We start from the raw sequence: 14,889 nt of genomic DNA, 5'->3' as shown, positions 1-14,889 counted from the left end.
CAGATACAGTTTTTATCAAAAAAGCTTTTCTCTACGAAATAGATATACATTCCAATAGACTCCATAGAGCTATTGATTAAGCCTCATAAAGTTCTTGGAAAATAATATGAATGTTGTAGTACACTCCTAAAAATAAAATCTGCCCTTTCCTTTTTCATCAAAAGCGGTAAGTAGATTACCGTATATCGCTTATATAAAGGGGAGACCGCAATGTTTAAAGAATTCAAAGAATTTGCCCTAAAAGGTAATATGATTGATCTTGCTATCGGTGTGATTATCGGGGGCGCTTTTGGTAGCTTAGTTAACTCAATTGTCAATGATATTTTTATGCCAATCATTGGACTTATTACAGGTGGAATTGATTTTTCTAATATGTTTATTCAACTTGCTGGTGAAAAACAAGCGACATTGAGTGCCGCTAAAGCAGCTGGAGCAACCATTAGCTATGGGCACTTTATCACTTTACTGATCAATTTCCTCATTATTGCTTGGGTTCTTTTTCTCTTCGTTAAAGCTATGAATAAAATACGTAGAAAAGAAGAAGGAGAAAACTCTAAAAAAATCTCTTCAGAAGAACAACTTTTAACAGAAATTAGAGATCTCTTGGCTAAGAAAAAGTAAATTTAATACAATTTACATCATGGAACATGAGGAAAAAACATTTCCACAGTTGTTCCATGATTGGGTTTTGAGAACAATAAAAATTCTCCCCCACTTTCTTCCACCATTGCCTTACTCATTGGGAGTCCTAAGCCTGTTCCCATAAAAGCACTGTCACCAGATCGTCCATCTTTGCGCTCTACTTGACCATAAGGTTGTAGTGCCTGTACAATTTCCTCTTCGCTCATCCCTATGCCATTATCACTCACGGATATTTTTACGCGTTCTTTTCTATAAGAAACATGAACAATAATCTGTCCACCCAAGGGGGTAAAACGAATGGCATTGGAAAGAAGATTCCATATAATCTGACGAAATATTTGTTGTGATACAGGAATAAATGGAACATGCGGTGGAGCAACAATGCGCATGATAATACCGTTATGATTGGCTTGAGTTTCAAGAAAAGCTATCGTCGCACGTAAACAAGATATCACATCAAATGTTTCAGAAATAAGAGAAGAATCAATCTGGTTATTTGGACTAGAACAATTTACTTTCGAACATTCTAGTAATTCATTAATGAGCGATAATATATGTTTTCCAGAGGAGATAATATCGCGTAAATATCCATGATAACGCTCATTTTCTATCAAACCAAAACGGCCTTCTCTCATAATTTCTGCAAAACCAATAAGAGCATTCAAAGGTGTTCGTATTTCATGAACAACTTCAACGATTTTATTCTCTTCCGCTTTTTTTTCTCCTAATGAAACTGTTTTTGTCCTATCACGCAACATAACAGCATAATTGCCTTGCTGTGCCAAAAATACAATCGTTATCAAAACGGTTATATTTTTATGACTTTTCGTCATTAAATCAGCTGTTTCGCTGCGATTTAAAACCTGACTTTCCCCATTCATACGGATTAATTTAAAATATTGTTCAACCAAAAATCGGCTTTGTAAAGTGAATAATGAAGAGAGTGGCTGTCCTCGTAGTTCATTTATTTCATAACCCATTAATGCTAAAGCTGCTCTACTCGCCGATTGAATAAAGCCCTGTTCATCTAACCATAAAACACCATCTGTTGCTGTCTCCAACAATGATAAAACCGCAGCGGGTTCTTTTATGAAAGCTTGTTCTATAGCATTTACCGGCAATATCCGTGGATATGGTAATTGAATAGCAGTTTCTTCAATAAAATTCTCTTCCTTTACCGATGAATTCAATTCATCACGTAATTGCTCTGCAATCTCGTGAAAAGCTGAGCATTCTATCTCCGTAAGACGCAGCATTTCCGTTTCCAGCTTCTCATCTCTTTGTTCTTGAACTTTTCCTTGTATTTTTAAAACGCCAAAACCACAAAATCCCTCAAGCTGCTTTTTAACATCAAAAATTGGCAAAGCCGATAATTCAACATCAAGCCATTGTGAACAACCATCAACGGGCCATCGAACAATCTCTTTACTCCACGGCATAGCCGTTTCAATAAAACGACTGAGAACAAGATATCTCTCATCATTAAATTGATGAGCAAGCTTATGAAAACTACACCCTAAAATGGAAGAGGAGAGAGGACCAACTGCTTCAGATAGTTCTTTTGAGACTTCACAAAATAAACCGTTTCGATCGACTTTCCACGTAAAAGGCCGTGGCAAAAGCTCTGGTGTAAAACAAAAAGCCTCTTGCTTACATTTTAATTTATTCGTATTTAACTCATCTGCTTTTAATGGCATAATTAAAACTAAAAAAGTGTTGACTGACTCTCAAATGAATAATGCTAATTTATTTACAACTACCTGCTCTCGTTTAAATAACTTGATATCTCATTATCAATTATCTGTAGCAAAATTTTGACTGTTTCATCAACAAAACAAGAGTCAAAAGAATCCTCCAGCGCTATTGCTTATTCGCCCATTATTGCAAGAAAGCTTATTACAATAATAGAAACATGCACCTCAGGTAAAACAGTACTCCTAGAAGAATACATTTATTTTTCGCATTCATATACCTGTCTTAAAGAGACATCTGATTTCAAGCTTATTTTATGACAGCATCTAAAATATATAAAGGTCCCCATAAAGGATATTAAAGCATTCGTCCTTGCCATTTTTATATTCCTGAAGGAATTCGCTCGTGCCCTCATCATACATAACGACCTATTCTTCATAAGGATTATGACCCCATTGATCAAAACTGCTAAAAATAGAAAATATACCACCGTATTATTTGATCAAAGAATCTTTTTGCAATAAGAAAAGAGAATAGAAATCATCCGTTCTCATATAAAGATTTACTTCATTTATTCACATTCAAAATCATCTAGAAATGCTAAAAACATCTCCATCCTTTATATCAGCTTGTTCTCCTCATGAGTAATCAAAAGGCCACTTTATGACTCTCCACTCAATTCTTTAATATTACTCTTTTTTAATATTACTCTCAAAAAAATAAATAGATGGTCACGTCTGCTAAAAAAATAGAACACGTATTCTCTATTTAAATAATGACTGTCAAATATTTTAAAAATCACATATTTTTAAATATGCTTTCTTACATGTACCTATTTATTTTCTTTCATTGAGTAGAATTTCACGTTTTCCAACATGATTAGCAGCTCCCACAATGCCTTTTTCTTCCATACGCTCGACGAGAGAGGCTGCTTTATTATAACCGATTGCAAGTCTGCGCTGAATATAAGACGTTGAACATTTTTTATCACGCATAACAATCTTTACAGCTTGATTATAAAGTCTCTCACCCTCTTCATCAAAATTTTCTTCCTCAGAAACTTCAGTCGTTGAATCAGTAGAAGCATCCTCATTGTTTTCGTCTTCATTATCTGTAACCGTTGCTAAATAATCAGGTTTTCCTTGCATTTTAAGATGTGTAACGACAGATTCAACTTCTTCATCAGAGACAAAAGGGCCATGAACGCGCACAATGCGTCCCCCACCTGCCATATGAAGCATATCTCCTTGACCTAAAAGTGTTTCAGCCCCCTGTTCACCTAAAATCGTACGACTATCAATTTTTGATGTAACCTGAAAAGAAATGCGGGTAGGAAAGTTTGCTTTAATTGTCCCTGTGATAACATCAACAGAAGGGCGCTGCGTTGCCATAATAAGATGAATACCTGCCGCACGCGCCATTTGCGCTAAGCGCTGAATGGCATTCTCAATTTCTTTCCCTGCCACCATCATGAGATCAGCCATCTCATCAACAATCACGACGATATAAGGAAGTTGTGTAAGATCCATGGCTTCTTCATGATAAAGCATTTCTCCTGTTTCTTTATCAAAACCCGACTGCACGGTACACATGATTGTTTCGCCTTTTTGAGCCGCAAGTGTAACGCGTGCATTAAAACCATCAATATTACGCACACCTAACTTAGCCATTTTGCGATAACGATCTTCCATTTCTCGAACTGCCCATTTTAAAGCGGTTACCGCTTTTTTAGGATCTGTTACAACAGGTGTTAAAAGATGTGGAATGCCATCATAAACAGAAAGCTCTAACATTTTAGGATCGACCATGATCAAACGACACTGCTGTGGCGTCATACGATAAAGAATGGATAAAATCATTGTATTAATTGCAACAGATTTTCCTGATCCTGTTGTCCCTGCAACCAATAAATGAGGCATCTTTGCTAATTCTGCAATAACAGGTTCACCATTAATCCCTTTCCCCAAAGCAAGAGCAAGTTTAAATTCACTTTCACGAAAAGAACGCGTTTGGATTAATTCCCGTAAATAAACCGTCTCACGAACCGCATTGGGCAACTCAATCCCAATAACATTACGTCCAGGAATGACAGCAACGCGTGTAGAAATAGCAGACATAGAACGCGCAATATCATCAGAAAGATTAATAACACGCGATGACTTTACACCCGCTGCGGGCTCAAATTCATACATTGTTACTACTGGCCCCGGATGAACATGGATAATTTCACCCTTAATGCCAAAATCTTCCAAAACACTTTCCAAAAGTCCAGCACCACGTTCTAATGTTTCCTGAGAAATCATCGTCCCTTCATGAAAAACAGGTTTTTGTAATAAATTGATCGGAGGAAATTCATAAACATCACTGTCAATAGATTGAATATTTTTCGTAAAAGAAGAATTATAATGGCCTAATGATGCGTGGGTAGATTGTAATGTTTTAGTTTTACTGTTTGCTTGCATCACAGACAACTCTTTTGAATTCTTTGTGATACCTTCTGTTATACAATCGATAGTCTTATGGGCAACAGTATTATGGGTTTCTTCAGTCTCTATAGTTTCCCCAGTATCACTTAAAGCCTTAGTACCATTTAACAGGTCAGCAGACTCTTCAATAGAAAGCTTAGAGTGAAACTCTTTAGACTCCTTCATAGTCTCATTATTCGTATTCATTAAATCAGAAATTTGCTCAACGCCTCTTATCATTTCCGCTGGAGACTCTAATGTAATTGAATCATAGAGCTGCGGAAAGCGGTATTCAAGCACACGATAAAGAGCAGTTATTGACTCATCAAACGCTGAAGGAACATCAGGTGTCATTTCATTTGTTGTATCAATCGGTGTGCTATCCTCTTTTGAAGTTTGAGTATCCATATGTTCAAATATCAAAGATCCACACTCAAAAAATGCATCATCGGAAAGGTGCAAAGCAGGCTTTATTTCTTGTAGCGCATTTTTCACTTGGAATTCATGCTCTTGTTTATTTTCCTTAAGGGGAATATGGGCTAATGGTATGCTAATAGCCTGCTGTGACAACTGCTTTAAAACCGTTGAATGACAAACCGAGGTTTTATTCTCTATCGATTGGGGATTAATGACTTTTTTTGTCGATGGAACGTTTGTTATCTTCTTGTTACAATGTACAATGTCTGTAATTTTTTTTCTATCTTGCTTCGTAAAAATTTTAAATTGTTTTGCAAAAATTGGATCTGCTTCTATACGACGACGTAAAATCTCAACTTCTGGTGTTCGCGTAAAACGAACATTTTTTCCGAGAGCAAATGCCTTTTTCCACACTTCCGGATAAGGAAATATCTCAGTAATCTTAATAGATAAATCTTCTCTTGATGCACCTTCCTTACCATCATCAGAAAAAGAAGACGTAGAAATAGATTTTGTTTTCGAATTATGCATGGCACCCAACAAATTTAGAGCAATGAGAAAAATGACATTTTCAAAAAGAATTCGTAGAGACTATCATATGAAGGTTAATAACTTTTTGCTGATGGTATTTTTTAATGAAAAAAATAAGCCTAAATGCATAATATTCTCTTTTAAGATTTACGAAGTAAATTTCCCAATTTATGGTGTTCTATCGCTCGTATTTCATTTATTTTGAATAAAAAACTTCATGATAAAAAGCATTAAAAAATCGTCTATACCTCTTTTTCCCTTTTCCATTATAAAAACGATTAGTTTCAATAACAACCCGTTATAGAAGTATTTCTCTATTTAACGCTCCATATTTGATAAGCATAACACAATCTAATTTCTGGCATTTTCATAAGATTCTCCTTGTTATCCTCGTTTAAAAAGGCTTAGACTAAGACGATCATAATTACATAAGCAAAAATAGAAAAAAGGGAGTAAATTATGTTTAATAAACGGAAATTTTATATCAATGGCCTATGGGATGATCCAAGTACTCCTCACGATTTTGACGTCATTAATCCATCAACAGAAGAAGCTTGTGCTGTCATTAGCCTTGGAAGCACAAAAGATGCCGATAAAGCAATTAACGCAGCGAAAGAAGCGTTTCAAAAATGGAAAACAACGTCACCAAGCGAGCGTCTTGGATTCGTTGAAAAAATTTTAGAGATCTATGAAAAACGTTCCAAAGAAATGGCTAAAACCATTTCAATGGAAATGGGAGCACCGATTGATATGGCGCTTAATGCGCAAACCGCAACCGGCAGTTCCCACATTCGCGATTTTATCGAAGCTTATAAAGAGTTTTCATTCCAAGAAACTTTAATAAAGGGAAATGAGAAAGCAATCCTTCACTACGACCCTATCGGCGTCGTAGGATTAATTACGCCATGGAATTGGCCCATGAATCAGGTAACTCTTAAAGTTATCCCTGCTCTCTTGGCTGGCTGTACCATGGTGCTAAAACCCTCTGAAATTGCACCTCTTTCTGCTATGCTTTTTGCTGAATTTTTAGATGAAGCCGCACTTCCGGCGGGTGTTTTTAATTTAATCAATGGTGATGGCGCAACTGTCGGCTCTTATCTTTCAGCACATCCAGATTTAGAAATGATCAGCTTTACGGGTTCAACCAGAGCAGGAAAAGATATTTCTAAAAATGCTAGCGCTACTTTAAAAAGAGTCTGTCTGGAACTTGGAGGGAAAGGAGCAAATATTATCTTTGCTGATGCCGACTCAGAGGCGATTCAGCGAGGTGCGCGACATTGCTTTTATAATAGTGGACAAAGTTGTAATGCACCAACTCGTATGCTTGTGGAACAGAACATCTATGACAAAGCCATCAAAATAGCCAAAGATATTGCAGAAACGACAAAAGTAGGACCAAACTGCCAAGAAGGTAATCATATTGGACCCGTCGTTTCAAAACAACAATATGACAAAATTCAAAATCTTATCCAATCGGGAATTGATGAAGGGGCAACTCTTGTTGCAGGCGGAACCGGTTTACCGATAGGGATGGAACGTGGTTATTATGTCCGTCCCACAGTCTTTGCTGATGTAAAACCTCATATGCGTATTTTCAAAGAAGAAATCTTTGGTCCAGTTCTCTCGATTCTTTCTTTCAATACAGAAGAAGAAGCCATCGCTTTAGCAAATGACACTGAATATGGTCTGACAAACTATATTCAATCACAAGATCGTAACAAATGTCGTCGTATTGCAGCACAAGTACGATCCGGTATGGTAGAAGTTAATGGACATGGATTACCGGATGGAAGCTACTTTGGAGGTGTAAAATTCTCTGGACGCGCCCGTGAAGGGGGACATTGGGGAATTAAAGAATTTCTCGATAGCAAAGCAATTTCATACTGGTAAAAAATCTTATTAAAAACCTAATAGGAATCGTATGGTCATACAAAAAGTAACGGATGAAGGTGCTCTGGGGCAACGTCTTGATCAGTGGCTTGCAAAAGAATACCATGATGTGCTCTCACGTTCACGTTTGCAAACCCTCATCCGTGAAGGCTGTCTTAAAATTGATGGTCAATTCATAAAGGAACCAAAAACAAAATTAAAACCGAACCAAATAATTGAATTGGAAATGCCTAACCTTCGTGATGCAGAACCTAGCGCTGAAGCCATTGCATTGGACATTCTTTTTGAAGATGATCATGTCATCGTTATTAACAAACCAGCGGGCCTTGTTGTTCATCCTGGGAATGGCAATTGGACTGGTACGTTGGTTAATGCCCTTATTTACCACTGTGGGAATAGTTTATCTGGTATAGGTGGTGTTAAACGTCCTGGCATTGTCCATCGTCTTGATAAAAATACAAGCGGTGTTATGGTGGTTGCAAAAAATGATCTCGCTCACAAGAGTCTCAGTGCTCAATTTTCTGATCATGGACGAACCTGCGCACTAGATCGACGCTATCATGCCTTGATTTGGGGGACACCTCACCGCAGTACTTGGACAATTGATGCATCACTTGGCCGTTCGCCCCATAACCGAACAAAGCAAGCTGTCGTTCATAACCAAAACCCTCATGCTCGTCATGCTGTTACACATTTTTCTCTGCTTGAAAAATATGGTACTCATGCAGACTTGAAATCTTTTGCTAGCCTTCTGGAATGTCGTCTGGAAACCGGACGCACCCATCAAATCCGTGTTCATATGGCTCATATCGGACATCCACTCGTAGGTGATACGGTTTATGGAAACGCTTTTAAAACAAAATCAAATACACTCAACCCCACTATTAAAAATGCAATCGATCAATTCAACCGACACGCACTCCATGCCACAAGTCTTACTTTTGGACATCCTTCTTCCGGTAAAGTTATGTCGTTTTCCGCACCGCTGCCACAAGATATGGCTCAACTTATTAAGCATTTAAAAAAAATGAATTGAAACTTTTTCCCGTCTCAAGATTTCACAATAAAATATCTTTTTTTGAACAAAATTGAAAAATATGCTAAAGTGAAGTTACAAGGATAGTTTGCTATCTTAAACATAGAATTTGCCTTTTCAGGGAATTCAGATAAAAGGAGGGTGCTATATGGCCCATATAAATTTGTTATCAGTTATCACAGGTGATGGTGGATTAAACCGTTACTTGGAGGAAGTGCGTCGTTTTCCGATACTTGAGCCAAAAGAAGAATACATGTTAGCTCAACGTTACCGTGAGCATAATGATCTAAAAGCTGCACATAAGTTGGTTACCAGTCATTTGCGTCTCGTCGCTAAAATTGCGATGGGATATCGTGGCTATGGGCTCCCGATTGGGGAAGTCATTTCAGAGGGTAATATTGGCCTTATGCAAGCTGTTAAACGGTTTGAACCAGAGCGTGGTTTTCGTCTTGCAACCTATGCAATATGGTGGATTAAAGCATCAATCCAAGAGTATGTCTTGCGGTCTTGGAGTTTGGTAAAAATGGGAACAACGGCTAATCAAAAGCGTTTATTTTTCAACCTTCGCAAGTTAAAAAATAAGCTTCAAGCGCTTGATAGCGGTGACCTCAATGCAGAGCAAGTAAAAGAAATTGCGGTCCAGTTGAATGTCACAGAAGATGAAGTTGTATCGATGAATCGCCGACTTGGGGGTGATACTTCACTCAACGCATCCCTTCGTACAACAGAAGGAGAAAGCAGTGAGTTGCAAGATTGGCTGGTGGATGAATCTAATAATCAAGAACAAATTTTAATTGAAAAAAGTGAATTGGAAAATCGTCGTTCCATGCTTGTCAATGCTATGGATAATCTCAGTGACCGCGAAAAGCGTATATTCAAAGCACGTCGTTTAGACGATACACCATTAACTCTAGAAGAACTCTCTGGTGAATTTAACATTAGTCGAGAACGAGTAAGACAAATTGAAATGCGTGCCTTTGAAAAAGTGCAAAACTCTATCAGGGATTCTGCTTTATCTCAAAGTCAAGTATAAGACTCTAGAATCCGGTATAAAGCCAATGGCTTGCACATTCTTCAATTGGAATGAGAGGAGCCTCTATTGGCTTTGTACTGGTAAATGAACTTTTCGAATTCTTTGAGTTATTGACGTGTAAGCTTTATTGAATATGTCCAAGTATGACTGATAAAAGCGGATGATGAGAAATAATCTTTTACCTTACTTACATTTATGTCTTATTCTTTTGACCAAAAACTGTTAGCTTATCTTGTTGTGCAAGCCATTGTCCAATAACTTCATTAAAGATAGATTCACCTGTTGGTCCTTTTGCAAAGGTTAATTCATTTATACGTCCATTTTTATCCGTTAACACCAAACGTATCCAGTCTAATTCTCGCATCAATTGTAAATTTCGGTCAAGAAATGGATGATTACCACTCAATGCAACAAGAAAAAAATCATCGTTAATTTTTGCTGCAATGGTTCTTGTTAAAGTCTGTCCAATGGATTGTTCACTCGCTTTAAAGGTTAATGCTTTAACATTGCTTATAGATTTACCTGAAAACTTATCAGAAAGAATAAAAATAAGATCCATAATATATGCAGCGGGAAATGACCGATCGGTATTACGACGTAAAATTAACCGTAATGACAATCCTTCATCGGGAATTGTTATATCACCTTGTATAGCCATCTCTTCCGGCCCCCCCTTTACATGAGATTCCCTTATAAGCGTCCAGCGAGCACTTCCCGTTGCTACCTTTTCTGCATCATAATTTGTACGTGCTTGATAAAAAACAGCTTCACCTGATTTTTCAAGCGATTGTAAATTGCTGGTAACAACTGTTGATATTCCTTCTTCATCAGAAGAATCTGCTGCTTGTTTTAAACCAACATCAATTTCACTCCCATCCTCTAATAAGCGCTGTGTTAACTTTCTTTTAACCGAAAGTACCTTTGGTAACCCATGAGAAGCTTGAAGATTTTCTCCTAACAACTGATGATCATTTGATACAAATACACGCCCACCAATAAATAAAATACCAAAAGTTAAAACAACAAAACTCACAACAGAAACAGCGCTTATCACAATACGTCTTTGCACCAATGATTTATTAGCACGACGTACAGCTTGAGAAAAAATATGCGAAACAATATGCGGATTATCTTCTTGTGAAGACGAAAGCTTTAACGTACAGCGATTAACATGCTCAGAAGGAAAATAAGCTTCCATATTAACAGGCTCTGCCTCTGGCATATCTGATACACAAGGATCATCAAACCCCTTGTTATCCTTTGAACATATCACAAAATCCTGCTTGCTTTTTGTGTTTACCACTGAAAATTCATTATTCTTTGGTAATATAGTTTTTTTTGTATATTTTTTATCTTCATTGATATTTGTGGGATTCCATCCAATAACTGAAGAGAGCAACTTCTTTTCAACCGCTAAATATTCTTCTTCAACAGTTGTAATAGAATTTTTAAGAATCTTTCTTTGCTCATCTGCTATTACTTGCGGTATTTTCGCTGTTAAAAATTGATGTTCTAATGTTTCGATAGCCCGTTTATAAATCCGCTTGCGCACTTGTGGTGTAACATTATTTTGCGCATTAATTGCCTTTTTTAAGATTCCAACGAAATCTACCATTTCTTCTATAATCTCTCTTAAACTAAGAAAAGAAATCTCAACCCTAAAGCCAAAATACCTTTTAGCCTCATAAATTAATTGTCATTTATATTGGTGCAACTATCGTAATAATGTAAAATGAATATGAAAAATAAACAATGTTATTTTACACCTTTCTCTCACACGCTCTTAAAAATGCTCTTCGTTAAAAGATATAGAAATGAAAAAAGAATTTATATGGAAACCTAAAAACAATAATCAATTTGCAAAGGGATCTGTAATAAGAATAGTATCTTCACGTTCTGGACTTGTAGATAATAAAGCCACTTTTGTATCAATTAGTTCTTCGATATAGCGTATATATTTAACAGCCTGCACTGGTAAATCTTCCCATCTCAATGTATGGGCCGTTTTTTCCTTCCAACCTTCTAATGTTTCATAAATAGGCTGTACACGGGCTTGAGCTCCCATGGAAGAAGGTAAATAATCAATCTTTCTACCATCAAGCTCATAACCAATACAAATTTTTATTTCATCCAAACCATCCAGAACATCAAGTTTTGTCAATGCTATACCTTGAACACCACAAATTGCTACCATCTGACGGACTAAAACGGCATCAAACCAACCACATCGACGCTTTCGACCCGTTACAACACCAAATTCATGTCCACGTGTCCCAAGAAACACACCAATATCATTTATCTGCTCTGTCGGAAACGGTCCTTCTCCAACACGTGTGGTATAAGCTTTTGCAATACCCAAAACATAATGAATGGCTCTAGGCCCCATTCCAGATCCTGTACATGCTTGCCCAGCAACTGTATTCGATGATGTTACATAAGGATAAGTTCCAAAGTCATTATCGAGTAAAGCACCCTGCGCCCCTTCAAAAAGAATGTACCTTCCCTCCCGATAACCTTCATCTAAAAGACGCCACGTACAATCCATAAAGGGCAGAATTTTATCTGCAACTTGCATCAATTCATCATAAAGCGCTTGAGAATCAATCTCTGCAACACCCATCCCACGACGTAAAGCATTATGATGCCTCAAAAGCCGCTCAATTTTAGCCATAAGCGTATCTTTTTCAGCTAAATCCATCACTCGGATAGCTCGACGTCCCACCTTATCTTCATAAGCCGGCCCAATACCACGCTTTGTTGTCCCAATCTTTAAACCTGATAAACCGCTTTCTCGAATCGCATCAAGATCACGATGTAAAGAAAGAATTAAAGGAGCATTTTCAGCAATCCGTAAAATTTCTGGTGTAATTTTTACACCCTGATCACATAACTTTTTTAATTCTGTGACAAAATGATGAGGATCAACAACGACACCGTTACCAATAATTGATAACTTCCCACGAACTAAACCAGACGGTAAAAGTGATAATTTATAACTCACTCCATCAATAACCAATGTGTGGCCTGCATTGTGTCCGCCCTGATATCTCACAACGATATCTGCGCGCTCAGACAACCAATCTACAATTTTACCTTTGCCTTCATCACCCCATTGTGTACCGACAACAACTACATTGGCCATAACTTTCTCCGTCGTGTTTGGTCAAAAAACCAGCATTCAAAAACAAATACTTCTTCATAACGAAACCTTAGAGCAAGTGCGACTCCTCATTTCAGGTTTTTCTCAATCTTCAAGTAATTAAATTTTCAAATTTATGATAATAAAGATAAGCAAACACCAAAATATTCTAAATCTGTCATTTTTGCTACAAAAAGTAAAAAAATTAGAGATTTTAATTTGTGCTTTACCCAAAATCTTGCAAAGTATTCACTTCCCTTCTTAATTTTTTACAATTTATATCAATCAGTTAGAAGTTGTTTCTCTGATACAAGAATACGAAAGATCATCATAATCTCTCGTATCATTTTTTCTGTTTAAAAACACGTTGTAAGAATCACCAGTCATTATTTAAAGCTGTGCTTTTTCAACTTGGTATGCCCATTCAAGCCATTGTGTTAAAATTTCAAGATCGGAAGCCTCAATCGTTATACCCGCCCAAATTCGAAGCCCAGGAGGAGCATCGCGATACGAACCGATATCATAAGCAACACCTTCCTCATCAAGACGACTTACAACCGCTTTTATAAAAGATATTCGCTTTTCAATATCTAAAGCAGTAATCACTGGATCCACAATATCTAAACAAATAGATGTGTTAGAACGCACCTCAGGATTTTTTGCCAAATATTCTAACCATGGTGTTTTACGAACAAAAGCATCGAGTACAGAAGAGTTCTTCTCAACCCGTGCTCTTAATGCCGCTGCACCTCCGAGAGACTTTGCCCACTTCAACCCATCAAGAAAATCCTCAACACAAAGCATAGAAGGCGTATTGATTATCTTTCCTTTAAAAATATCTTCATTCAATTTTCCATTTTTTGTCATACAGAAAAGTTGAGGCATAGGCCAAGCTGGAACATGATTCTCAAGCCTCTCAACAGCACGAGGACTTAAAATCACCATACCATGGGCTGCTTCACCTCCTAAAACTTTTTGCCATGAAAAAGTAACAACATCTAATTTTGAAAAATCAAGATATTGCGCAAAAGCTGCTGATGTTGCATCACAAATGGTCAATCCTGACCGCTTATCCGGAATGAAATCCGCATTAGGAATACGCACACCAGAAGTTGTCCCATTCCATGTAAAAACAACATCACGATCAAAATTAAGCTGGGTTAAATCTGGTATATCACCATATGGGGCTTCAAAACGGCGCACATCAGAAAGTTTTAATTGCTCAACAACATCTTTATTCCAGCCAAATCCAAAACTTTCCCACGCCGCCATATCAACGCCACGCTCACCTAATAAAGACCATAAAGAAGCTTCAACAGCACCGGTATCTGAACCTGGCACAATTCCTATACGATGATCAGAAGGAACCTCAAGAATCTCACGGGTTAAATTAACAACTTCAGCAAGTTTTAATTCTGCTTCTCTCGATCTATGCGAACGTCCAACTAATGCATTTTTAAGAACATCAAACGTCCAACCAGGCCGTTTGCTACAAGGACCTGAAGAAAAATTAGTATTCTTGGGACGACTGCTTGGTTTTTGTAACATTATCATTATTTCTCCCCTTTTAGATATTTTGCTTCCTTTATAAAGAAAAACAAATTGTTATAAAGACTAATCAAAAGTCTTTTTAGAAAAAAATCAAAAATGTTTTCTATTATTTCGTAGGCTTAAAAATCACGGAAACTTTATAAAAAAATCTTTCTAAATCATGCCTCTCAATTGATTCTTTTAATTTTTTTCGTATCATCACCACGATAAGATAGCATTCTGATAACGATACACTAACGTATCATAATATACCTATCAAGTTTATTTATGATAAAGATTCATTGATATCTCTCCAGAATAGGGAGACAAACTGATTAAAAAATCAATTATTTTTCTTTTGATGACTGGACAGAGAAAATTTTAATGTTATAACCGCACACGCTCTATATTTTTTATGAAGCATGCCCAGATAGCTCAGTAGGTAGAGCAGCGGACTGAAAATCCGCGTGTCCGTGGTTCGAATCCGCGTCTGGGCACCATTTTTTTTGTTTAA

At 37.1% G+C, this 14,889-nt stretch carries 9 protein-coding genes and 1 tRNA gene; 5 read left to right on the top strand and 5 right to left on the bottom strand.

Going from position 1 to position 14,889, the window contains the following annotated elements:
- Positions 1 to 210 precede the first annotated feature (210 nt).
- Positions 211 to 621 carry a large conductance mechanosensitive channel protein MscL gene (mscL, locus tag BN338_RS04990; RefSeq protein WP_039759669.1) on the top strand — a complete coding sequence of 137 codons (411 nt, stop codon included), beginning with the start codon at positions 211 to 213 and terminating at the stop codon, positions 619 to 621.
- 17 nt (positions 622 to 638) lie between these two features.
- Here mscL and BN338_RS04985 read toward each other — a convergent pair whose 3' ends face one another.
- Together BN338_RS04985 and BN338_RS04980 are read right to left on the bottom strand one after the other, a co-directional pair.
- Positions 639 to 2,339 carry a PAS domain-containing sensor histidine kinase gene (locus BN338_RS04985; RefSeq protein ID WP_039759667.1) on the bottom strand — a complete coding sequence of 567 codons (1,701 nt, stop codon included), beginning with the start codon at positions 2,337 to 2,339 and terminating at the stop codon, positions 639 to 641.
- Positions 2,340 to 3,170: 831 nt separating this feature from the next.
- The gene (locus BN338_RS04980) at positions 3,171 to 5,747 is read right to left on the bottom strand and encodes a DNA translocase FtsK (RefSeq protein ID WP_039759665.1); all 2,577 of its coding nucleotides are present in this window, start codon (positions 5,745 to 5,747) and stop codon (positions 3,171 to 3,173) included.
- A 459-nt stretch (positions 5,748 to 6,206) separates the two neighbouring features.
- Here BN338_RS04980 and BN338_RS04970 point away from each other — a divergent pair, with 459 nt between their 5' ends.
- From BN338_RS04970 to rpoH, 3 genes are all read left to right on the top strand, one after another.
- A complete protein-coding gene (locus BN338_RS04970) occupies positions 6,207 to 7,637 on the top strand; it encodes an aldehyde dehydrogenase family protein (RefSeq protein ID WP_039759662.1) in 1,431 nt (476 codons plus the stop codon).
- Positions 7,638 to 7,668: 31 nt separating this feature from the next.
- A complete protein-coding gene (locus BN338_RS04965; RefSeq protein WP_039759659.1) occupies positions 7,669 to 8,673 on the top strand; it encodes an RluA family pseudouridine synthase in 1,005 nt (334 codons plus the stop codon).
- 148 nt (positions 8,674 to 8,821) lie between these two features.
- Positions 8,822 to 9,706 (top strand): RNA polymerase sigma factor RpoH, encoded by an 885-nt coding sequence (gene rpoH, locus BN338_RS04960; protein WP_039759657.1) that lies wholly within the window; start codon positions 8,822 to 8,824, stop codon positions 9,704 to 9,706.
- A 193-nt stretch (positions 9,707 to 9,899) separates the two neighbouring features.
- Here rpoH and BN338_RS04955 read toward each other — a convergent pair whose 3' ends face one another.
- The 3 genes from BN338_RS04955 to BN338_RS04945 all read right to left on the bottom strand — a co-directional run bounded on the left by BN338_RS04955 (position 9,900) and on the right by BN338_RS04945 (position 14,399).
- Positions 9,900 to 11,321, bottom strand: coding sequence for a hypothetical protein (locus tag BN338_RS04955; protein ID WP_039759655.1), 1,422 nt, complete (start codon positions 11,319 to 11,321; stop codon positions 9,900 to 9,902).
- Positions 11,322 to 11,558: 237 nt separating this feature from the next.
- The gene (locus BN338_RS04950; protein ID WP_039759653.1) at positions 11,559 to 12,848 is read right to left on the bottom strand and encodes an adenylosuccinate synthase; all 1,290 of its coding nucleotides are present in this window, start codon (positions 12,846 to 12,848) and stop codon (positions 11,559 to 11,561) included.
- Between the two features lie 387 nt (positions 12,849 to 13,235).
- Complete coding sequence (locus BN338_RS04945) at positions 13,236 to 14,399, bottom strand: phosphoserine transaminase (RefSeq protein ID WP_039759651.1); 1,164 nt, start codon at positions 14,397 to 14,399, stop codon at positions 13,236 to 13,238.
- 400 nt (positions 14,400 to 14,799) lie between these two features.
- Between BN338_RS04945 and BN338_RS04940 the strand changes: the two genes are divergently transcribed.
- Positions 14,800 to 14,875 (top strand) — tRNA-Phe (locus tag BN338_RS04940).
- The last annotated feature ends 14 nt before the right edge of the window (positions 14,876 to 14,889 follow it).

The sequence above is a fragment of the Bartonella queenslandensis AUST/NH15 genome (assembly GCF_000312585.1).
Lineage (GTDB): Bacteria > Pseudomonadota > Alphaproteobacteria > Rhizobiales > Rhizobiaceae > Bartonella > Bartonella queenslandensis_A.
Note: the sequence above shows the minus strand (reverse complement) of the source record. Positions and strands in the feature narration are given on the sequence as shown.